This window comes from Blautia sp. Marseille-P2398, from assembly GCF_964240315.1.
In the GTDB taxonomy this organism is placed as follows: Bacteria; Bacillota; Clostridia; order Lachnospirales; family Lachnospiraceae; genus Blautia_A; species Blautia_A wexlerae.
Genome location: NZ_CAXSTD010000026.1, coordinates 1 through 20,738 on the forward strand (window position 1 = coordinate 1; position 20,738 = coordinate 20,738).

Consider the following 20,738-nt stretch of genomic DNA (forward strand, 5'->3'; position numbering starts at 1 on the left):
AAAAATCCATGCAGAAGTAAATTCTACAGGTATAGAATTTACTCTTGCAAGGTAGAATTTAAAAATACATTTAACCTTGAAAAGAAAAAATAATTTTGTTATACTTCACTTTATTGAGGTGAATAAATATGGAAGTATTGTTGGCAGGAAATACAGGATATGTAACAGAAACTTTTATAGAAGAATCATTTCCTGAATGTGATGTAGTTGTACTGGGAAATGAGATGCTGAAATCAAATCGAAAAAAGAATATATTATCTCGTCCGTTCATAAAAGATGAGAAAGAACTGAAAGAGATTTTCGAAACATATGAGTTTGAAAGAATTGTTTATTTTTCCAATTATCTGACCATGCATGGAAGGATGACCGGAGAACTGGAACAACTGAGACAGATACTTCAGTTATGCAAAAAGAATAAGGAAATAAGAATGTTGTATCTGACCGGGCAGGAGAGCATTTATAATATTACAAGTGGAAAAACACTTCTGGTATCCGCAGCAGAAAATGTAGTTATGGAATATGGAAATATGTATCAGATAAACACCAAGATTCTGAGAATTCCTCATTTATATTCAGCGGTATACACACAGGACTTTTTTTATAAGCTGTTTACAGAGGCAGAAGAAAGCGGAAAAATTGTTTTTGAGGAATCACCGGAACAAAATATTTATTTTGTATGTATGTATGATCTGGCAGAACTGCTTTATAAAGTATATGACAATTGGGGAAAAGAACGCTGTCTGAATGTTCCGGATTGTTTCAGGCAGAGTTTCAGTGATCTGGAAAAAGAAATCAGAAAGACAATTCCCGGTAAACTGGATATAAGATATCAGAACAGCGGTCAGATTTATAAGGTACAGCCGGATGATCAGATTATAAGACATGAATATGGGTGGTTTCCAAAGATATCTGTTTTTGAAGATATTCCCGGGATGTATCAGGAGTATAAAAAATTATCAGATTCAGATTTCGGACATTTTGCAAATATCAGGAATTGGATATCAAAAAATACTTTGCTGATCCACATTCTGGAATTAATCTCAGGATTTATTTTATTTGAATTTCTAAACAAATATACAGGAACTTATGCTCAGTTTAAAATGATTGACCTGAGACTTGTATTTATTGTATTTATGGGAAGTCTTTATGGAATTAATTATGGAATATCAGCAGCTGCGTTGGAAACTTGTTCTTTGATTGCAGCGTACAGGCAGGAGAATGTAAACATATATACTTTGTTTTATGAGGCTTCTAACTGGATTCCATTTATTTTTTATTTTGCCGCAGGTGCTGTCTGTGGTTATATAAGGCTGAAGAATAAAGAGGATATAGAATTTGTAACAAAAGAAAACAGACTGATCAAGGAAAAATTTTTCTTTATGCAGGAAATGTATCAGGAGACCCTTCAGGATAAAAGACAATATAAGAAGCAGATTCTCGGAAGCAGGGACAGCTTTGGAAAAATTTTTGATATAACAAGAAAGCTGGATGTGATACAGCCTCAGAAACTGTTTATGGAAACCATAAGGGTAATGGAAGATGTTCTGGAAAATCATACAATTGTACTTTATTCACTGGATTCATGGAAACGTTTTGGAAGGATGGAAGTGTCATCACCTGAAATTCGCAGAAAAATGCCGAATTCTATAAGGATTGAAGAGTATCAGAATGCGGTAGAAACGCTGGAAAAGGGTGAGGTCTGGAGAAACAGGGAACTGCTTGCCGGATATCCGGCATATATCGCAGGGATAAAGAGAAATGGAGAACTTGTAATGCTGGTATTTATTCAGGATGCAGCCAGTAGTCAGATGACATTGTATTATCTGAATCTTATCAAAATTTTATGCGGTCTGGTAGAAGTTTCTCTGCTGCGTGCACTGGAATATCAGGAAGCAGTCAGAGACAGGGAATATCTGGAAGGAACTCATATATTAAAAACAGAGTATTTTATGGAAAGGCTGAAGTTATTTCATTCCATAAAAGAACAGAAAATAGGATCATATGCTCTGCTGCAGATTGAAAATCCGGAAATGACACTGGAGGAAACAGAAAGGATATTAAAAAATAAAATCAGAGAGAATGACATACTGGGAATATCGGAGGATGGACAACTTTATCTGATACTGTCACAGGTGGATGATGCCATGTTACCGATAGTAATTGAAAGGCTCGAAAAGAACGGACTTCATTGCAGAGTGATTGACACCCGTAACGAAAGCAGGGTAGCTGAAGAATGATACAGAATATAACAGGGGTTGTTTTTATTATATTCCATATTATCTGTTGTGTTTTAGTATGGACAGGAATAAACTCCCATTTACTGAAGGTGAAGAGGTATCTCATATTACCTGTGATCTTTGTACCGGTATGGGGTATGATCTGTGTATTGCTTCTGCATTTCCAGATATTTTTTCACCAGGATAAAAAGCGTGAAATCGGAATAGAAAAAATGAAGATCAATGAAGAAATTTACAGGAGCATTATAGCACCGAAAGAAGAAAGTGACAGAAATATTGTGCCACTGGAGGAAGTGCTTCTTATTGATGAGGCCGCTATGAGGCGTGATCTGATTATGAATGTATTGAATGATGATCCGGAGAATTACATCGATATGCTTAAACAGGCAAGGATGAATGACGATGTAGAGGTTGTGCATTATGCGATCACAGGAATGGTAGAGCTGTCTAAGGAATATGAAAGCAGACTGCAGAAGATAGAATACAGATATGCAAAAGAACCGGAAAATCAACAGCTTATTTCAGAGTACTGTGATTTTCTTCAGGAGTATTTATCTCAGGGACTTCTAGAAGGACAGATGGAACTGGTGCAAAGAAATCAATATATAAAACTTCTGAAGAAAAAACTGAAATTTAAAGAGGATCTTCATACATATGTATGTCTGGCTGAGAATCAAATGCAGACGAAGGAGTATGAACAGGTGCTTAAAAGTCTGGAAAGAATGGATAAGAAGTGGCACAGAAATGAAGAATACTGGATACTCAGGATCAGATATTACGTAGAACTGAAACAGGGAAAAGAATTAAAGGAAACATTAGAGCAGATTCAGCAGGAACATATTTACCTGTCGGCGAAAGGAAAGGAGGCATTGGCTTTTTGGCAGGAATGATAAAATATTTACAGTCTTTTCGATTTAAGGGTCTGACTGTTATTCTGGGAGTTTTTCTGGCAATCAGTGTGGTGCTTTGGACAGAGCGTTCAGGAATTCAGTATCAGGCAGAGATCAAGAAGAAGGCATATCTGGACAGGGATACGGTTGTAACTGAAACACAGGCAGTCAAAAATATTGAGAGCAGTTGTCTGGTGCTGATGGACAGCAGTCAGGCAGACAGTGTGGTGGCATGGGAACAGTTTGAAAGAATTTTCATGGATATGAAAACAGGAGTAGATCTGGCAGATATCAGACAGAGTGAGATTCCTGATTTCTCAGGCTATGAAACAATAGTGGTGCTGATGTCGGATCTGAACCCATTGAAGGATGTAGTTATAAAGATTGGAAACTGGGTAGAAAAAGGAGGACGTGTTCTTTTTGCGTTAACACTTCAGAAGGATACATATGTTTCGCTCATTGAGCAGAAATTGGGAATTACAGACTCTGATTATGGAAATGTTCTGGTAGATAAAATCTATATTGATGATGATTTCATGATTGGAGGGGGAAGATCTTTCCAGATTCCGGATGCATATGATTCAGCATGGGAAGTAAGTGTTGGAGAAACGGCGAAGGTTTATGCATGGACAGATGATGAAAAGAAGGTTCCGCTTATCTGGGAAAACAGTTATGGAAAAGGTAAATTTGTAGTTGATAATTTTGGATTATGTGAAAAAGCCACAAGAGGATTTTTTGCGGCATCCTATAGTCTGCTGACAGATGTGATGGTTTACCCGGTGCTTAATGGATCTGTATTCTATCTGGATGATTTTCCATCTCCTGTGCCGAGTGGAGACGGAACATATATCAAACGTGATTATGGTCTCAGCATCAAAGAGTTTTATACAAATATCTGGTGGCCGGATATGCTGGAGCTGGCAGAGGAACACGGTGTGAAATATACAGGCGTTATTATTGACAATTATGAGGATGATGTGTCCGGAGATGTTGTGGAACAGGAAGATGTACAGAGATTTCAGTATTTTGGGAATATGCTGCTTCATCAGGGAGGAGAACTGGGATATCATGGATATAATCATCAGCCATTGAGCCTGTCAAATGTGGATTATGCAAATATCCTTCCATATAAAACATGGGAAAGCTATGATGCAATGAAAAAAGCCATGACAGAGCTGATACGGTTTGGAAAAGATATGTTTCCGGGGACAGAATTGTCTGTTTATGTACCGCCGTCTAATGTGCTGTCAGATGAAGGGCGGGAAATGATCGTAAAAGAATTTCCGGAGATACGTACAATTGCAAGTAATTATTTTGTCGGAGATATGGCATATACACAGGAGTTTGAGGCTGCAGAAGATGGAATTGTGGAACAGCCCCGTATTATTTCAGGTGCTGTGATTGATGATTATATGGAACTTGCGGCTGTATCTGAACTGAATATGCATTTTGTCAATACACATTTTATGCATCCGGATGATCTGCTGGACGAAGACAGAGGTGCCAGACTGGGATGGGAGAAACTGAAAAAACGGCTGGATGAATATATGGACTGGCTGTATACTTCAGCTCCATGTCTGAGAAATCTTACTGCTTCCGAACTATCAGGCGCAATACAGCGGTATGGGGCACTGGTGATCGATAAGGATGTATCAGATCAGGAACTTAATCTTAAATTAGATAATTTTTATGATGAAGCTTATATTATGATAAGAATGAATGAAGGGACTCCGGGTAATATAGAAGGTGGAGAACTGACGCATATTACCGGAAATCTCTATCTGCTTCGGGCAAAAGAGAAATCAGTGAAAATAGAAATAAGGTGAGAAAATTGAGAATCTGTCTGGTTTTAGAAGGCTGTTATCCGTATGTGCATGGTGGAGTTTCGACATGGATGCATCAGTATATCACTGTTATGAAAGAGCATGAGTTTGTACTGTGGGTGATAGGAGCACATGCATGTGACCGTGGAAAATTTGTCTATGAACTGCCGGATAATGTGGTGGAAGTCCATGAGGTATTTCTGGATGATGCATTAAAACTGAAGGAACATGGAAATCAAAAAGGACAGCTGCACAGAATCAATCGTTTTTCGGAAGAAGAAACAAAGAGTCTAAGAGAATTGATGGAATGCAGTCATCCTGACTGGGAAGTATTGTTTCATTTATATCACGACCGGAAAATGAATCCGATGTCATTTCTGAAAAGTGAGCAGTTTTTAAATATATTAACAGAGAGCTGTCTGGAAAAATATCCGTATATTGCATTTGCGGATGCGTTTCATACAATGCGTTCCATGCTGCTTCCGGTTTTATATCTTCTGGGTTCAGAGGTTCCTCTGGCAGATACCTATCATGCCATTTCAACAGGATATGGGGGACTTCTTGCCTGCCTTGGAGGATATGTTTACAGGAGACCGGTATTACTTACAGAGCATGGGATATACACAAGAGAAAGAGAGGAAGAGATCATCAGGGCAAAATGGGTAATCCCATCATTTAAAAAACAGTGGATTTCTTTCTTTTATATGTTATCAGAAGCAATTTATAAAAGGGCTTTTCGGGTAACCAGTTTATTTACGAATGCGATGCTTACGCAAATACAGATTGGCTGTGATGCAGAGAAATGCAGAGTAATTGAAAATGGTATTAATTATGACAGGTTGTCACAGATCCCTCTGAAAGAGGAAGATGGATGGGTAGACATAGGTGCGGTAGTCCGTCTCGCACCCATTAAAGATATAAAGACTATGATATATGCATTTTATGAACTCTCATCCAGAATGGAGAATGTGAGACTTCATATTCTGGGAGGGGTAGATGACGAGGAATATGCAGATGAGTGTTATGCACTGGTGAAACAGCTGGATATCAAAAATCTTGTTTTTACAGGAAGGGTAGATATTGTACAGTATATGAGAAAACTGGATTTTACGATCCTTACCAGTATATCAGAAGGACAGCCATTATCCGTGTTGGAGTCATTTGCAGCCAGACGCCCATGTGTAACCACTGATGTAGGATGTTGCCGGGAACTTCTGAATGGGAAAGAAGGAGATGATTTTGGATGTGCCGGTTATTGCGTTCCGCCTATGTACAGGGATGGACTTGCTGCCGCTATGGAAAAAATGTGTGAATCCAGGAGAAGACGGATCAGAATGGGAAAAAGCGGACAGGCAAGAACTAAGGCATATTACAGGCATGAGCGCATGATCAGTGAATACAGAAAACTTTACAGGGAGGTGGAGGAAGCATATGGCAGGGATTGGATTTGAACTCAAAAAACTGTTCAGCAGAAGAGGGCTGTTTGCTTCTTTCCGCGCCTATGGATATGCAGGGATTATCTGTACCGGTCCCATGTTGCTTGGTATCGTACTTCTGCTGGGGGTTATGTTTTTGTGTGACAGGACAGGCGCTCCGAAACAGAGCAGAGAATTACTGGTCTGCATGATCACATATACACTTCTTGCATCATTGACGGTAACCAGTTTCTTGTCAATGGTAGTAACAAGATTTATTGCAGATATGCTTTATGAAGAAAAAAATGAGGCAGTTCTGTCATCTTTCTGGGGTTCGACAGGCTTAATGCTCATTGCAGGAGGAATTTTATATGGGATTTTTCTGATATTTTCCGGAGTTGGGCTTATAGATAAGTTTTTATGTTTTGAGTTGTTTGGAGAACTGATCGTTACATGGAATGCGATGAGTTATCTTACTGCAATTAAAGATTACAGAGGAATTATGTTATCCTTTCTTGCTGCGATCGCTGTTACTTTTCTTTCGGGAGCTTTATTGTTGTTTCTGGGAATTTCCCATGTGGAAGCATTGATGGCTGCGGTATGCATTGGATATGGGATCATGCTTTTATGGGATGTTGTTTTACTGTATGAGTATTTTCCACAAAGTGATATCAGTGCATTCTTATTTTTAAGGTGGGCAGATGAGTTTCTGCCGCTGGCATTTACAGGACTCTGCATTAATATCGGGCTGTTTGCCCACCTTGTGATCATGTGGGCCGGACCGCTGGGGAAACAGGTAAAAGGGCTTTTTTATGGGGCACCGTCACATGACGTACCGGCATTGATCGCATTTCTGACAATTCTGATCACCACTGTAAATTTTGTGGTTTCTGTAGAAGTTAATTTTTATCCGAAATACAGGAATTATTACAGTTTATTCAATGATGGGGGAACCATTAAGGATATTATGCAGGCCGGTACAGAAATGCTGGATGTACTGAACAGAGAATTGAAATATACCGCTTTGAAGCAGTTACTGACTACTGCGCTGGCGATTTCAATGGGTGAGAGTCTTTTGAAGTACCTTCCTTTGGGATTTAATGATCTGATGTATGGATATTTCCGGACACTTTGTGTTGGTTACGGCATTTATGCAGTTGCAAATACGATGCTTCTGCTTCTTTTATATTTTACAGATTACAGGGGAGCATTGGCTGCTTCTGTAATTTTTGCCGTGGGAACTTCTGTGTTTACTGTGATTTCACTGTTTTGTCCGCAGGTATATTATGGCTTTGGGTTTCTTGCAGGATGTGTACTGTTTTATTTTATAGTTATGATCCGTCTGGAACGTTATACCAGACGTCTGCCATATTATATTCTCAGCATACAGCCGGTGGTAGCAGAAGACAAATCGGGGGTATTTACCAGAATCGGATATTTTATGGATGAGAAACTGGAAAGGAGAACGAACGTTGACAGGAATTAAAAAAATAAATCTGATAAGTGCAGTATTAGTCAGTCTTTCTCTTTGTGGAGGCTGCACTCTGGAAAAAGCGGGAAACTCTTCGCAGGATCAGACAGTACAGGAAGATAACGAAACAGAACAGGTAAAGGCAGAAAAAGCAGAGAAAGAAGAAATCAATGAGATTCATTTAAGAGATAAGGATTCTTTGTATGAAAATGATGATGATACCAGTGTTGTTACCATGTATCTTACTGTATCTAAGGGAAATTCATCCGAAAATACATATCATACATGGAAGGAAATCAACAGCTATTCTGTTTATGACTACGAAGATATGGGAGTGGAGAGATATCAGGTGGCAGGACTTTTGCAGGTGGGAGATGAGAATGGACCGACACAAGGGGAAGTCGGATATGGAGAAAGCGTGCCTAATGCAACTGTTCAGATCAGAGGCCAGACATCCAGCCAGAATGCACAAAAAAATTATAAAATTGAGTTAAAAAAGAATAAAGGAACGTGGAGAGGCCAGAGAACCATTAACCTGAATAAACATATGACAGAAGGAATGCGCTTTCGAAATAAGCTGGCATATGATCTGATCAGGGGAATTCCTCAGATGGTTGGTTTACGTACACAGTTTGTGCATTTGTATGTAAAGGATAATACAGAAGAATCAGGTGTAAAATTTGAGGATTATGGAATTTATACACAGGTTGAACAACTGAATAAGACGGCATTAAAGAGTCATGGACTGGATTCAAACGGACAATTGTATAAGATTAATTCTTTTGAATTTTATCGCTACGAGGATATTATAAAAAAAGAAGATGATGCAGGATATGATAAGACAGCCTTTGAAAAAATGCTGGAAATAAAAGGGGATTCAGATCATACCAAATTGATTGATATGCTGACAGATCTGAATGATTATTCTATAGGGATTGAAGATGTACTGAAAGAACATTTTGATGAAGAAAATATTGTTTACTGGATGGCATTTCAGATTCTGATGGGAAACGTAGACACACAGAACAGAAATGTTTATTTATACAGTCCTCTGAATTCAGATATCTGGTACTTTATTGCCTGGGATAACGATGGCTGTCTGATGAGACCGGAATATGAATTAAGGAATTTTTCGGATCAGAACAGCTGGGAAAAGGGAATCAGCAATTACTGGGGAAATATTCTGTTTCAAAGGTGTCTGAAGTCACGGTCTTTCCGGGAAAAATTAAATGATGCCATTCTGGATCTGAGGGAATATCTGAACAAAGATATGCTCACATCAAAGATAGAGAGCTATAAGAATGTACTGAAGCCCTATTTATATTTGATGCCTGATGCAGAGTATGAACCGCTTACATCTGAACAATACGATCAGATTGCAGCATCACTTCCTGATGAGATAGAGAAGAACTATCAGTTATATCTGGAAAGTCTGGAAACACCAATGCCATTTTATATAGGTGTTCCGACAATAGACGGTGATAAGCTGAAATTTAACTGGGATGTATCTTATGATCTGGACGCAGAGGACATTACGTATTCTGTGGAGGTTGCGCGAGATTATCTGTTTCAGGATGTGATCTATCAGAACACAACCCTGACTGTTCCGGAAGCCGAGATGGACCTTCCGAATGCAGGACAGTATTTTGTGAGAGTAAGAGCAACAAATACATCTGGAAAAACGCAGGATGCATTTGATTATTATGTAACAGATGAAGGAAAACATTATGGTATGAAGTGTTTTTACATAACAGAAGATAATACGGTAGAGGAAGATATTTATGAGGAAGGCTGACAGGAAGAAAGAACGTTTTCGTAACGAGTGGAAATATCTTATCAGTACCAGTGAGAAAGAAGTCCTGAATCTTCGGATGAAGCCACTTATGAAACTGGATCCTCATGCAGAAAATGGAGGATATCTGATACGGAGCCTGTATTTTGATGATTACTGGAACAGTGCATATGAAGAAAAGGAAAGCGGCGTTCTTATGAGGAAGAAATACAGGATACGAATTTATAATTATAGTGCTGAAAGTATCAAGCTGGAAAGAAAAAAGAAATTCGGCAGTTATATTTATAAAGAAGATGCCCCACTGACAAAAGATGAGGTGCAAAAAATTCTTTCCGGCGAGTATGAATTTCTTCTGAAAAGTCCGTATAGTCTTTGCAGGGAATTTTATATAGAATGTATGAGTAATATGATGCGGCCGAGAACAATCGTAGATTACGAGAGAGAACCATGGATCATGGATGAGGGAACAGTCAGGATTACATTTGATACAGATGTCAGAGCTGCTGTTGGAAGCTATGACATTTTCGACAGTACGCTTCCGGCTTTATCTGTACTGGAACCGGGAAAACTGATCATGGAAGTGAAATTTACAGAGATGCTGCCTCAGATTCTGAGAAATCTTCTGCCGCCGCAGGCAGCAGAATTTACAGCAGTTTCCAAATATGTACTGTGTTATGAAAAAACGCGGTACATGAATGGATTTGAGTATTGGTATGATACACAGGGGAGGATGATAAGATGAGTGTACAGGATATGATAAAAAAATCTGTACTGGAATCAGGAATGTTCAGTCAGTATGATATACCTAAGATATTGGCTGCTCTGGCAGTGGCTTTGATTTTGGGAAGTGTGATTTATCTGGTTTATCAGAAATTTTATGTTGGAGTTATTTTCTCCAGAAGTTTTGCAGTTACACTTGTGGGAATGACAGTGCTTACCTGTATGGTAACACTTGCGATCAGCAGCAATATTGTGATTTCTCTTGGTATGGTTGGTGCATTGTCTATTGTACGTTTTCGTACAGCAATTAAAGATCCGATGGATCTTCTGTATCTGTTCTGGGCAATCACATCGGGGATTACAGCCGGTGCAGGTATGTATGCATTAACTCTGTTGACAGCTGTGATTATCATTCTGATGATCACCCTGTTTTATCACAAACAACAAAATGGAAGAATTTATATTGCAGTGATTCATTATCAGGGAACTCAGGCGGGAGATGAAATTATCCGCTGTTTTGGAAAAAGAAAATATTTCGTAAAATCAAAAACTATGCGCAATGAAAAAACAGAAATGGCAGTGGAAATATATTGCAGACAGAATGATATGGAGTTTATGGAAAAAATCCGGGATATCGGTGGAGTGGAAGATGTTACATTGATTCAGTATAATGGAGAATATCATGGCTAAAAGTCAGAAACAATCTCTGGTTCTGTTGGGTTTTGGACTTTTAGTTATTATAGCAGCAGGAGTATGGATGGTATTTGGAAGAAAAACTCAGATATATGAAAAAACAGAAGAAATTTTTGGAAATCCATTAATGGGATATGCACCTTGTGCCTGGGAAGAAACAATAGGAGAGGATATATCTTTACTGTATATGGATATTACCTGGGCTGAACTGGAACCGGAGGAAGGAAAATATGACTGGGAGAAAATCGAAAGAGAAAATCAGACTGACAGATGGAGAGAAGAAGGGAAACACCTGGTACTGAGGTTTGTGTGTGATATTCCCGGGGAGGAAAAGCATATGGACATTCCACAATGGCTATATGACAAAACTGATCATGCGGGAACCTGGTATGATATGGAGTATGGAAAGGGATATGCTCCTGATTATAATAATGAACAGATGATACAATATCACAAAAGGGCAGTTAATGCACTTGGAGAGCATTTTGGCAGAGATGGACTGGTCAGTTATATCGAACTTGGAAGTCTGGGGCACTGGGGAGAATGGCATGTAAATATTTCTGCAGGAATACAGAGTCTGCCAGAAGAATCTGTAAGAGAACGTTATATGATTCCATGGACAGAGGCCTTCCCTGATTCCATGATACTGATGAGAAGACCTTTTAGTGAGGGAGAACATTATGGAACAGGTCTCTACAACGATATGACCGGACAGCCAGAGAGCACAGAGGAATGGTTTCGCTGGATCAATGAAGGCGGTGAGTTTGACCAGACTCATGAGAAAAAAGGGTTATCCGCAATGAAAGATTTCTGGAAAAAGTTTCCTTCCGGAGGTGAGTTTACAAGTTCAATTACAATGAAAGAGTTGCTTGACACAAATCTGGATCAGACAATAAATCTGATAAAGAAAGCACATACTACTTTTCTTGGACCGAAAGTAGCGGATAAAACTTATGAAAACGGTTATAGGAAAGTTTTAGGAAGCATGGGATATCGTTTGTGGATTTCGCAAGCAAGCCTTATTCAGATGCCGGGGTATGTCAGCCTGAATCTTAAATGGAAGAATGATGGAGTTGCACCATTTTATGAAGACTGGCCTGTATGGGTTCTGGTAGAAGATGAGGATGGAAATAGTCTTGAAAAAGAAGCGGTTGACATTTCGTTAAAATCACTTCTGCCGGAAGAAACTTTACAGACAAAAACAAGAATGCAGATAAAAAAGATGATCTCACTGGCCGGAAAGAAATATAAGATCAGTATAGGTATTGAAGATCCGATGACTGGAAAATTAGCTGTTCGACTTTCAATGAAGGGAACTTATAACGAAGGGAAAAATTATCTTTTTACAATGAAGGGAACTTATAACGAAGGGAAAAATTATCTTTTTAGCAAATAATATTGAAGAATAAAAATGATTCGTTTATCTGTTACAGTAAAAGGAATAAAAAAATCGGATTGTATGTTTTTGAATACAATCTGATTTTTTTTTCTAATTACTGGACAAAGTAAAAAAAAACTATTCTATAATATTATAGTAAAAATTAAATAACATTTATTGGTTTTGAACCAGTCGTTGTAAGTTCCGCAAGGATTAAGCTTCTGGCAGCAGTACCGGAAATGGAGGGACGCCGTTTTGTTTAAGGAATCAGATATCGTGCTCAGTGCAAAGCACATTGTAAAACAGTTTCCGGCCTCCCATGGACGGACTCTGACAGCCTGCAATGACATTAATCTGAATGTCTATAAAGGCAAGACATTAGGAATCGTAGGAGAGAGCGGATGCGGTAAATCCACATTCGTAAGAATGGTTATCTCCCTTGACAAGCCTACCAGCGGTGAGATTTTGTATCATGGCAAAAACCTTGCTGACCTTTCCAAAAAGGAAACATGGTTAAATCGCCAGAACATGCAGATGGTTTTCCAGGATCCGCTGGCATCCTTTGATCCGAAGATGAAGATTGTGGATATCCTTACAGAGCCGCTGATCAACTTTGGAAAATTAAAGAAAAGCGAGAAAGAAAACAAAGCAAGAGAACTGCTGGAAATGGTAGAGCTGCCGGGAGATTTCGTAGATCGTTATCCTCATAACATGAGTGGCGGACAGAGACAGAGAATCAGTATTGCAAGAGCGCTTTCACTGGAACCGGAGATCCTGGTTTGCGATGAGGCGACTTCTGCGCTGGATGTTTCTGTGTAGGAGTCTGTGATCGAGCTTCTGGTACGCCTTCAGAAAGAAAAAAATATCAGCATGCTTTTCATCTGCCATGACCTGGCGCTGATCCGTTCTTTTGCCCATCAGATTGCTGTTATGTATCTGGGAAATATCGTAGAGGTTATTCCAGGTGAAGATGTTACAGAGTATGCAGTGCATCCATATACACAGGCACTTCTGGGTGCACAGTTCTCCATTCATATGGATCCCAGCCAGAAGATCCAAAGTATCGAGAGTGAAGCACCAAGTCCTCTGGATGTACCAAAGGGCTGCCCTTTCCAGAACCGCTGCGAGAATTGCACAGACAGATGTAAGGCAGAGATGCCGAAGCTGAAAGAGATTGCTCCCGGACATGCAGTGGCATGCTTTTATGTGGAAGAACAAAAGATATAAAAATGAAAAAGAGGCTGTCACATCAGGGATTTTCCGGTGCGACAGTCTCTTTTGCGTAATGCTCAGTCTTCATGAAACAGGATTTGTGTAAAGAATCTCACATCTGAATCATCTGCCCAGCAGACCATACCAACAGCATCAGCCATTTTCTGTGCATCTACACTGTAGGCGGACATACAGGAACAGTTTTTATACGGTCCTGCGCTCATGATCAGGACATCTTCTTTTCCTGTTTCCTGCATCTGTCTGGCAAGCTGTTCGGTAAGAATATTCTGTGCATGTTTCGCCTGCTTGAAAAGAACCGGATCCATGATCGGATCTTTCAGAACAGTCTGGAGAACCAGTGCCTTTTCATATTTCAATGCCTTTGCCTGCATTTCTTCTACAGTACCGCAGGTAGGCGGACATGCAGGAACCAGGTTATAATTTCCACAGAGATTGTCCTCGCAGAACTGCCTGTATTCCGGCACAAATACCAGGTCTTTTGTATCCATGATCGCTGCATCTGCGAAACCCATGGAAAGTGCTTCTTTTATTAAATCCATAAAAAAGTCTCCTTTCTTAAAGCGGAGTATTTATTTTTATCTTTTATGATTATAACATTTTGAAGTAAATAAAAACAGAAAAAACAAAATATAATATGCTTCAAAATACGAATTTCAGGAAGAAACTATCTGGAAATACAGGGAAGAAATTGATATAATGAATACACGAAGTTTTATCTGTGAGAGGAATTTGTATGGATATGATAAATGAAGCAGGTAAGGGGGAAAAAACGAAATACCGCCTTGCGCGGTCAATGAAGGAATGTATGAAAACGATGTCTGTAGATAACATCACAGTAAAACAGATTACAGAGAATTGTGGTGTTACGAGGCAGACTTTCTATCGGAATTTTATGGACAAATTTGACCTGATCAACTGGTATTTTGATAAGCTTCTGGCGAAATCCTTTGAGCATATGGGAATGGGGAAAACTGTTTATGATGCTCTGGTAAAGAAGTTTACCTATATTCAGGAAGAGCATGTTTTCTTTGCAGCAGCATTTAAATACGACAGACAGAATAGTCTGCGTCAGCATGATTTTGAACTGATCCTGGACTTCTATGAAAATTTGATCCGTGAGAAAACAGGAAGAATCCCGGATGAGACTATACATTGTATTCTGGAAATGTACTGCCAGAGTTCTATTTATATGACTGTAAAATGGGTACTGGGAGAGTTGGAATGTGCACCGGAGGGACTGGCGAAAATTTTAGTTGACGGGATGCCGGGAAAACTCTCGGAATTGTTTGAAAAGCTGGAAATATTGTCATAAATATAACAATATTAGTGCATAATTTTGCACCTGGTTTTTCGGCATTATTGCACAAATATTGTGAGAAAGTTACATTTGAGCCAAAGTGTAACTTTCTTTTTTTACTTCATGTTGTTAAGTTAATAACAAAGATAAGCGATACGGAAGCTTACCTATAGCAATCCTCGTAAATAATGCATTTAAGAGGATTGCTATAATACTGAAGAATACCGAAAGGAATGGAAATCATTATGGCAAACAGAATTAACTTAAATCAGACCTCTTATCACGGAGCAGGAGCAATCGAGGAAATCGCAAACGAAGCAAAAGCACATGGTTTTAAAAAAGCTTTCGTATGCTCTGACCCTGATCTTGTAAAATTCCATGTAACAAGCAAAGTTACAGACATTCTTGAGAAAAACGGACTTGCATATGAACTGTATTCAGACATCAAACCGAACCCGACAATCGAGAACGTACAGCATGGTGTTCAGGCATTTAAAGATTCTGAAGCAGATTATCTGATTGCAATCGGCGGTGGTTCTTCCATGGATACTTCCAAAGCAATCGGTATTATTATTGCAAACCCTGAATTTGAAGACGTAAGAAGTCTGGAAGGTACAGCTCCGACCAGGAAACCTTGTGTACCAATCATTGCAGTTCCGACAACAGCAGGTACAGCAGCAGAGGTAACTATTAATTATGTTATCACAGATGTAGAAAGAAAACGTAAATTTGTATGCGTTGACCCACATGACATGCCGATCATCGCAGTTATTGATCCTGAAATGATGTCCTCCATGCCAAAGGGACTGACAGCTTCCACAGGTATGGATGCCCTCACTCATGCAATCGAAGGATATACAACAAAAGCTGCATGGGAAATGACAGATATGTTCCATTTAAAAGCAATCGAGCTGATCTCCAAATCTCTCCGCGGTGCTGTTGAAAACACAAAAGAAGGTCGTGAAGGAATGGCTCTTGGACAGTATATCGCTGGTATGGGATTCTCTAACGTAGGTCTTGGAATCGCTCATTCCATGGCTCATACACTTGGTGCTGTTTATGACACACCACACGGTGTTGCCTGCGCAATGATGCTTCCGATTGTTATGGAATACAATCAGGAATGCACAGGTGAGAAATATCGTGAGATTGCCAGAGCAATGGGTGTCAAAGGCGTAGATGAAATGTCTCAGGATGAATACAGAAAAGCAGCAATCGAAGCTGTTAAGAAACTCTCTGTTGATGTAGGAATCCCGACTAAACTGGAAGCAATCAAAGAAGAAGATCTCCAGTTCCTGGCAGAATCCGCACATGCAGACGCATGCGCACCGGGAAACCCGAAAGATGCAAGCGTAGAAGATCTGAAAGACCTGTTCCGTAAGATTATGTAAATAAAAAAGCCCCCTGCGGGGGGACTTTTTTATTTATCGCTGTAATGGCCTTTGCATTGGATTACAATAATTGTTTCATCTGATATTTCGTAAACCAAACGGTCTTTGAGGTTGATTCGCCTACTCCATTTTCCATTTAAATCACCACGAAGTTTTTCTGGTTCACCTTTTCCTGAGAAAGGTGTCCGTTGTATTTCTTTCAATAATTCATTAATCTTCTTTAGTGTTTTCTTGTCTTGAAGTTGCCAGTAAAGATAATCTTCCCAGGCATCTTCTGAAAATGAAATATTACTCACACGCTATTGCCTCCAGATCTTCCATTGTTTTTGTTATTATTTTACCTTCCTTTACTTGTTGAGCAGATTTGCGAAGCTGTGCCATATTCTGTTCAGAATAAAATGGATCTGCCGGAGCTTCAATGTCAAATGGTATTCTACGATCTCTTAGTGCCTTTTTTGTATAGATCATGTAGAAAGTAGAAATATTCATTCCCATTGCTTCGCACATTTCATCAAGCTCTTTTTTCATTTGATCATCCATACGTAAACTAATGGTTGTCATGATATCACTCCTTTTTGTTTTTTAATATATTTTACTGCAAATAGAATATATTTGCAATCATATAGTATAAAATATATTCAAAATGAAAATATATATTCGCACATAGAGTAAATGGCAATAGGTAAAATGAAATCAGTTTATTGGAGAGCATGTAACTGATAGAGGATTTTATTTATAAAATGATTAGAATTGGAACACTGATTAAACACATTTCTTTTGTATGATGGAGACGTAATGGGGAAAAAATGGTTATTTTGCAGTACAAATGTGGAAAAAAAGATAAGTTCTGCAAAGAAGTACAGAATAAGAAATATGAAAGGCAGAAGAATAACTGCAGAGGTTTTTACAGGAGAAATAAGTTATGACAGATGAAGAATATTATGAATTTATACAACCATATGAAGATGCTAAACAGATGCTTCTCACACGTCTTGATGTGTTGAATCACAACCTGTACGGTGAAGCATCTGCAAGACCGATCCATAATATCCAATGTAGGATCAAGAAGAAACAGAGCATTGAAGAGAAACTGCAGCGAAAGGGAAAAGAACCTACTGTGATGAATGCGAAGGATTATCTTCAGGATATTGCAGGTGTCAGGGTAATTTGCTATTTTGTAGATGATATCTATAATCTGACAGAAATTCTGAAGAGTCAGAGTGATCTGATAGTGATCAAAGAACGGGACTACATTGGAAATCCGAAGCCAAATGGATATCGGAGCTATCATGTGATCGTAGGAGTGCCGGTATATTGTCTGGATGGAATGGAATACTTCCCGGTGGAGATACAGTTTAGAACAATGTCCATGGATTTCTGGGCAAGCATGGAACACAGGATCTCTTATAAAAAAGAACGAACAGATAAAGAACAGCTCAGAGATGAATTACGAGAATATGCAAATATGCTGGTAGAGATTGAGAGCCGTTTTGAGCAATATAATGAGACGGATCATCAACAGGAGAAAAGAACAGTAGTTGTATAGTATTGCACTTTTTTAAAAAATCCTTTATAATGTACCGGATTAGTGTTTTAACAAACTAAAGGGAAAGAGGATTAAAGAAATGAAAAAAGTTTGGGACAAATGGACCAGAATTGCTCTTGTAAAGAGAATCCTGGTTGGCCTGATTCTGGGTGCGGTTCTGGGAATTGCTGTACCGCAGGCAACAGGAATCGCAATTCTGGGTGATGTCTTTGTAAGTGCATTAAAGGCAATCGCACCTTTGCTGGTATTCTTCCTGGTTGTCAGTTCCCTGTGTAATGCAGGAAAATCTCATGGAGGAGTTATTAAGACAGTTATCATTCTCTATATGTTCAGTACAGTTCTGGCAGCAGTGATTGCGGTATTTGCGAGTATGGCATTTCCTGTAAAGATGACACTTGCAAATGCAGCAACAGATACAAGTGCACCACAGGGTATCGTTGAGGTATTAAATAACCTGCTTCTGAACGTAGTTGCCAACCCGGTATCTTCACTGGTAAATGCAAACTATGTAGGGATCCTGATGTGGGCTGTTCTTCTTGGGCTTGCTTTTCGTGCAGCTGATAAGATGACAAAGAAGGTTCTGGCTGATGTTGCAGATGGTATTTCCATGGTAGTAACCTGGATCATTAATCTTGCACCTTTTGGAATTTTTGGTCTGGTATTTAACACAGTATCTACAAACGGTCTGGATATCTTTACGACTTATGGAAAACTGTTGCTTCTTCTTGTAGGATGTATGCTGTTTATCTATTTTGTGACCAATCCGCTTCTGGTTTACTGGTGCATCCGCCAGAATCCATATCCGCTGATTTTCCACTGCCTGAAGAGAAGTGCGCTGACAGCTTTCTTTACAAGAAGTTCCGCAGCTAATATTCCGGTAAACATGAAAGTCTGTGAAGAGATGGGACTGGACAGAGATACTTATTCTGTAACCATTCCGCTTGGTGCAACTATTAATATGGATGGTGCGGCTATCACTATTACGGTTATGACAATGGCAACTGCATTTACTCTTGGTATTCATGTAGATATTCCGACAGCAATTATCCTGAGTCTTCTTGCAGCTCTGTCAGCATGTGGCGCTTCCGGTGTAGCCGGCGGATCACTTCTTCTGATCCCGATGGCATGCTCTCTGTTCGGAATTTCAGATGACATTTCCATGCAGGTTGTTGCAGTAGGATTTATCATTGGCGTAGTTCAGGATTCTGTAGAAACAGCTCTGAACTCTTCTTCAGATCTTCTGTTATCTGCTTCCGCAGAATTCAGACAGTGGAGACTTGAAGGAAAAGAGATTAAATTTAAATAAGATTGCAATGAGCGAAACGGTCGTCCGGTATGGACGGCCGTTCTTTTATAAGGCACAACTATAAAAATGATTGCTACATATTCGGGAATTTCTGTGCATACACTGTAAAAACAGCGTCTTCGGAGGCTTATCCGTGAAAGATTATATCGAGGAGCGGGCAGTGGAAATTGCAAATTATATTATTGATACAAAGGTAACGGTGCGTCAGGCGGCGAAGAAATTCGGGATTAGTAAGAGCACGGTACATAAGGACTGCACTGACCGTCTCAGTCAGCTCAATCCGGGACTGGCATGTGAAGTGAGACAGGTTCTGGATGTGAACAAGCAGGAGCGGCATATCAGAGGTGGGCTCGCTACAAGAGAAAAATATTTACATCAGCATTAACAAAAATGGCTGCTGTCGGATATGACAGTAGCTTTTTTGATACATTTTCTGTATAATAAATCCAGATATTTCAGGATATTTTGTATATACATAAGGAGAACAAGAAGATGGCATTAATGGAAGTGAACTTCTTTTCAAAAGCACTGATGCGTCCGGTAACGATGAATGTAATCCTGCCGGTTGATAAAGTGTTTTTTGGAGAAGAAACAGAAGAAGAGAACAAACCGTTTAAGACTTTGTATCTGCTTCACGGAGTAATGGGAAATTACACAGACTGGGTAACAGGAACATGTATTAAGCGATGGGCAGAAGAAAAGAATCTGGCAGTAGTTATGCCTTCCGGAGCAAATATGTTCTATATGGATCATCCGAATGCAAATGAAAACTACAGTGAATTTATCGGAAAAGAACTTGTAAAGATCACACGAAGAATGTTTCCGTTATCATACAAAAAAGAAGATACATTTATTGCCGGGTTATCTATGGGAGGATACGGTGCAATCCGAAATGGTCTGAAATACCATGATACATTCGGATATATCGCAGGCCTTTCTTCAGCCATGATACTTGAAAAAATGGGGATAGCAGATGACAGTTCTCCTATGTTCTTTGAGAAAAAAAGTTTTCTGGAGAGTGTATTTGGAGATCTGTCCCGGATCAAAGACTGTGAGATCAATCCGGAATGGATTGCCGAAAATATGAAAAAAGATGGAATCCCATTTCCGCATATGTACCTTGCCTGTGGACTGGATGATCCGCTTCTTCCTCCGAACCGTAAGTTCAGAGATACCATGCAGAAACTGGGTGTGGATGTAACTTACGAGGAAGGTCCGGGAGCACATGAGTGGGATTTCTGGAACCGTTATATTAAGAAAGTACTGGACTGGCTGCCACTTGATAAGGACAGTAAAGAAGGGATGAACAGCGGGAATGTAGGACTGTAAATGAGAGAGTCGCAACAGATGGATATGAAATCTGTTGTGGCTCTTTTTATTTCTGTTGCAGGAAATTACTCCGTAATGTTTCTATAACAGAATAAAGTTCTATGGGCAGGACTCCTTCTTATACGTTACTGTTCACTCCGCAATGGTATTTAGATAATCTATACCCTTAGTTAGTCTTAAGGGTCTAACAAAAAGATTACAAAAGCCTTGACTTTTA

21 protein-coding genes are annotated in these 20,738 nt (G+C 39.3%); 18 read left to right on the plus strand and 3 right to left on the minus strand.

All coding sequences use genetic code 11. From position 1 onward, the window contains the following. The first annotated feature begins 128 nt into the window (after positions 1-128). From ACESZG_RS18300 to ACESZG_RS18350, 11 genes are all read left to right on the plus strand, one after another. A complete protein-coding gene (locus ACESZG_RS18300; protein WP_173701178.1) occupies positions 129-2,237 on the plus strand; it encodes an NAD(P)-dependent oxidoreductase in 2,109 nt (702 codons plus the stop codon). Positions 2,238-2,449: 212 nt separating this feature from the next. Beyond that, on the plus strand, positions 2,450-3,127 hold the full coding sequence (locus ACESZG_RS18305; RefSeq protein ID WP_227194726.1) for a hypothetical protein: 678 nt from the start codon (positions 2,450-2,452) through the stop codon (positions 3,125-3,127). Further along, positions 3,124-4,953, plus strand: coding sequence for a DUF2194 domain-containing protein (locus tag ACESZG_RS18310; RefSeq protein ID WP_373218908.1), 1,830 nt, complete (start codon positions 3,124-3,126; stop codon positions 4,951-4,953). Before ACESZG_RS18305 ends, ACESZG_RS18310 begins: the two co-directional genes overlap by 4 nt. Before the next feature lie 5 nt (positions 4,954-4,958). Further along, entirely contained in the window at positions 4,959-6,401 is a 1,443-nt protein-coding gene (gene pelF / locus ACESZG_RS18315; protein ID WP_055199904.1) for a GT4 family glycosyltransferase PelF, read from the plus strand. After that, a complete protein-coding gene (gene pelG / locus ACESZG_RS18320; RefSeq protein ID WP_118521016.1) occupies positions 6,382-7,851 on the plus strand; it encodes an exopolysaccharide Pel transporter PelG in 1,470 nt (489 codons plus the stop codon). The genes pelF and pelG overlap by 20 nt, the downstream gene beginning before the upstream one ends. Further along, complete coding sequence (locus tag ACESZG_RS18325) at positions 7,838-9,631, plus strand: CotH kinase family protein (protein ID WP_227218577.1); 1,794 nt, start codon at positions 7,838-7,840, stop codon at positions 9,629-9,631. The genes pelG and ACESZG_RS18325 overlap by 14 nt, the downstream gene beginning before the upstream one ends. Next, a complete protein-coding gene (locus tag ACESZG_RS18330; protein ID WP_055053308.1) occupies positions 9,618-10,370 on the plus strand; it encodes a polyphosphate polymerase domain-containing protein in 753 nt (250 codons plus the stop codon). The genes ACESZG_RS18325 and ACESZG_RS18330 overlap by 14 nt, the downstream gene beginning before the upstream one ends. After that, complete coding sequence (locus ACESZG_RS18335; protein ID WP_008707171.1) at positions 10,367-11,038, plus strand: DUF4956 domain-containing protein; 672 nt, start codon at positions 10,367-10,369, stop codon at positions 11,036-11,038. Before ACESZG_RS18330 ends, ACESZG_RS18335 begins: the two co-directional genes overlap by 4 nt. After that, complete coding sequence (locus ACESZG_RS18340) at positions 11,031-12,437, plus strand: DUF4832 domain-containing protein (protein ID WP_243148437.1); 1,407 nt, start codon at positions 11,031-11,033, stop codon at positions 12,435-12,437. The genes ACESZG_RS18335 and ACESZG_RS18340 overlap by 8 nt, the downstream gene beginning before the upstream one ends. Positions 12,438-12,674: 237 nt before the next feature. Beyond that, positions 12,675-13,238 (plus strand): dipeptide/oligopeptide/nickel ABC transporter ATP-binding protein, encoded by a 564-nt coding sequence (locus ACESZG_RS18345; protein WP_330599359.1) that lies wholly within the window; start codon positions 12,675-12,677, stop codon positions 13,236-13,238. A 6-nt stretch (positions 13,239-13,244) separates the two neighbouring features. Continuing rightward, positions 13,245-13,646, plus strand: a complete 402-nt coding sequence (locus ACESZG_RS18350) for an ABC transporter ATP-binding protein (RefSeq protein ID WP_330584160.1) — start codon at positions 13,245-13,247, stop codon at positions 13,644-13,646. A 62-nt stretch (positions 13,647-13,708) separates the two neighbouring features. Here the strand turns inward: ACESZG_RS18350 and ACESZG_RS18355 are convergent, their stop codons facing one another. After that, entirely contained in the window at positions 13,709-14,191 is a 483-nt protein-coding gene (locus tag ACESZG_RS18355) for a DUF2284 domain-containing protein (protein ID WP_118616666.1), read from the minus strand. Positions 14,192-14,391: 200 nt separating this feature from the next. Between ACESZG_RS18355 and ACESZG_RS18360 the strand changes: the two genes are divergently transcribed. Further along, positions 14,392-14,964 (plus strand): TetR/AcrR family transcriptional regulator, encoded by a 573-nt coding sequence (locus tag ACESZG_RS18360; RefSeq protein WP_173697340.1) that lies wholly within the window; start codon positions 14,392-14,394, stop codon positions 14,962-14,964. 230 nt (positions 14,965-15,194) lie between these two features. Continuing rightward, entirely contained in the window at positions 15,195-16,340 is a 1,146-nt protein-coding gene (fucO, locus tag ACESZG_RS18365; protein WP_055199902.1) for a lactaldehyde reductase, read from the plus strand. 29 nt (positions 16,341-16,369) lie between these two features. Here fucO and ACESZG_RS18370 read toward each other — a convergent pair whose 3' ends face one another. Next, a complete protein-coding gene (locus ACESZG_RS18370) occupies positions 16,370-16,636 on the minus strand; it encodes a Txe/YoeB family addiction module toxin (RefSeq protein WP_026649456.1) in 267 nt (88 codons plus the stop codon). After that, positions 16,629-16,901 (minus strand): type II toxin-antitoxin system RelB/DinJ family antitoxin, encoded by a 273-nt coding sequence (locus tag ACESZG_RS18375; RefSeq protein ID WP_044956362.1) that lies wholly within the window; start codon positions 16,899-16,901, stop codon positions 16,629-16,631. The genes ACESZG_RS18370 and ACESZG_RS18375 overlap by 8 nt, the downstream gene beginning before the upstream one ends. A gap of 234 nt (positions 16,902-17,135) precedes the next feature. Here ACESZG_RS18375 and ACESZG_RS18380 point away from each other — a divergent pair, with 234 nt between their 5' ends. The 5 genes from ACESZG_RS18380 (at position 17,136) to ACESZG_RS18400 (ending at position 20,521) form a co-directional block, all read left to right on the plus strand. Continuing rightward, positions 17,136-17,273, plus strand: a complete 138-nt coding sequence (locus tag ACESZG_RS18380) for a hypothetical protein (RefSeq protein ID WP_173679452.1) — start codon at positions 17,136-17,138, stop codon at positions 17,271-17,273. Then, positions 17,263-17,886 (plus strand): GTP pyrophosphokinase family protein, encoded by a 624-nt coding sequence (locus tag ACESZG_RS18385; RefSeq protein ID WP_195303329.1) that lies wholly within the window; start codon positions 17,263-17,265, stop codon positions 17,884-17,886. The genes ACESZG_RS18380 and ACESZG_RS18385 overlap by 11 nt, the downstream gene beginning before the upstream one ends. 79 nt (positions 17,887-17,965) lie before the next feature. Beyond that, a complete protein-coding gene (sstT, locus tag ACESZG_RS18390) occupies positions 17,966-19,192 on the plus strand; it encodes a serine/threonine transporter SstT (protein WP_173720232.1) in 1,227 nt (408 codons plus the stop codon). A gap of 133 nt (positions 19,193-19,325) precedes the next feature. After that, positions 19,326-19,577, plus strand: a complete 252-nt coding sequence (spoIIID, locus tag ACESZG_RS18395) for a sporulation transcriptional regulator SpoIIID (protein ID WP_062807110.1) — start codon at positions 19,326-19,328, stop codon at positions 19,575-19,577. Positions 19,578-19,684: 107 nt separating this feature from the next. Then, positions 19,685-20,521: an alpha/beta hydrolase family protein gene (locus tag ACESZG_RS18400; protein WP_055060150.1), complete on the plus strand. Its 837-nt coding sequence runs from the start codon at positions 19,685-19,687 to the stop codon at positions 20,519-20,521. Positions 20,522-20,738: the final 217 nt, after the last annotated feature.

What these genes read in the sequence shown, in the direction of transcription:
- sstT (WP_173720232.1), top strand. Translation starts at nt 17,966, where the DNA reads ATGAAAAAAGTTTGGGACAAATGGACCAGAATTGCTCTTGTAAAGAGA.
- ACESZG_RS18310 (WP_373218908.1), top strand. Translation starts at nt 3,124, where the DNA reads ATGATAAAATATTTACAGTCTTTTCGATTTAAGGGTCTGACTGTTATT.
- ACESZG_RS18335 (WP_008707171.1), top strand. Translation starts at nt 10,367, where the DNA reads ATGAGTGTACAGGATATGATAAAAAAATCTGTACTGGAATCAGGAATG.
- pelG (WP_118521016.1), top strand. Translation starts at nt 6,382, where the DNA reads ATGGCAGGGATTGGATTTGAACTCAAAAAACTGTTCAGCAGAAGAGGG.
- ACESZG_RS18360 (WP_173697340.1), top strand. Translation starts at nt 14,392, where the DNA reads ATGATAAATGAAGCAGGTAAGGGGGAAAAAACGAAATACCGCCTTGCG.
- ACESZG_RS18340 (WP_243148437.1), top strand. Translation starts at nt 11,031, where the DNA reads ATGGCTAAAAGTCAGAAACAATCTCTGGTTCTGTTGGGTTTTGGACTT.
- ACESZG_RS18380 (WP_173679452.1), top strand. Translation starts at nt 17,136, where the DNA reads ATGGGGAAAAAATGGTTATTTTGCAGTACAAATGTGGAAAAAAAGATA.
- ACESZG_RS18300 (WP_173701178.1), top strand. Translation starts at nt 129, where the DNA reads ATGGAAGTATTGTTGGCAGGAAATACAGGATATGTAACAGAAACTTTT.
- ACESZG_RS18355 (WP_118616666.1), bottom strand. Translation starts at nt 14,191, where the DNA reads ATGGATTTAATAAAAGAAGCACTTTCCATGGGTTTCGCAGATGCAGCG.
- ACESZG_RS18400 (WP_055060150.1), top strand. Translation starts at nt 19,685, where the DNA reads ATGGCATTAATGGAAGTGAACTTCTTTTCAAAAGCACTGATGCGTCCG.
- ACESZG_RS18305 (WP_227194726.1), top strand. Translation starts at nt 2,450, where the DNA reads ATGAAGATCAATGAAGAAATTTACAGGAGCATTATAGCACCGAAAGAA.
- ACESZG_RS18375 (WP_044956362.1), bottom strand. Translation starts at nt 16,901, where the DNA reads ATGACAACCATTAGTTTACGTATGGATGATCAAATGAAAAAAGAGCTT.
- ACESZG_RS18330 (WP_055053308.1), top strand. Translation starts at nt 9,618, where the DNA reads ATGAGGAAGGCTGACAGGAAGAAAGAACGTTTTCGTAACGAGTGGAAA.
- fucO (WP_055199902.1), top strand. Translation starts at nt 15,195, where the DNA reads ATGGCAAACAGAATTAACTTAAATCAGACCTCTTATCACGGAGCAGGA.
- ACESZG_RS18385 (WP_195303329.1), top strand. Translation starts at nt 17,263, where the DNA reads ATGACAGATGAAGAATATTATGAATTTATACAACCATATGAAGATGCT.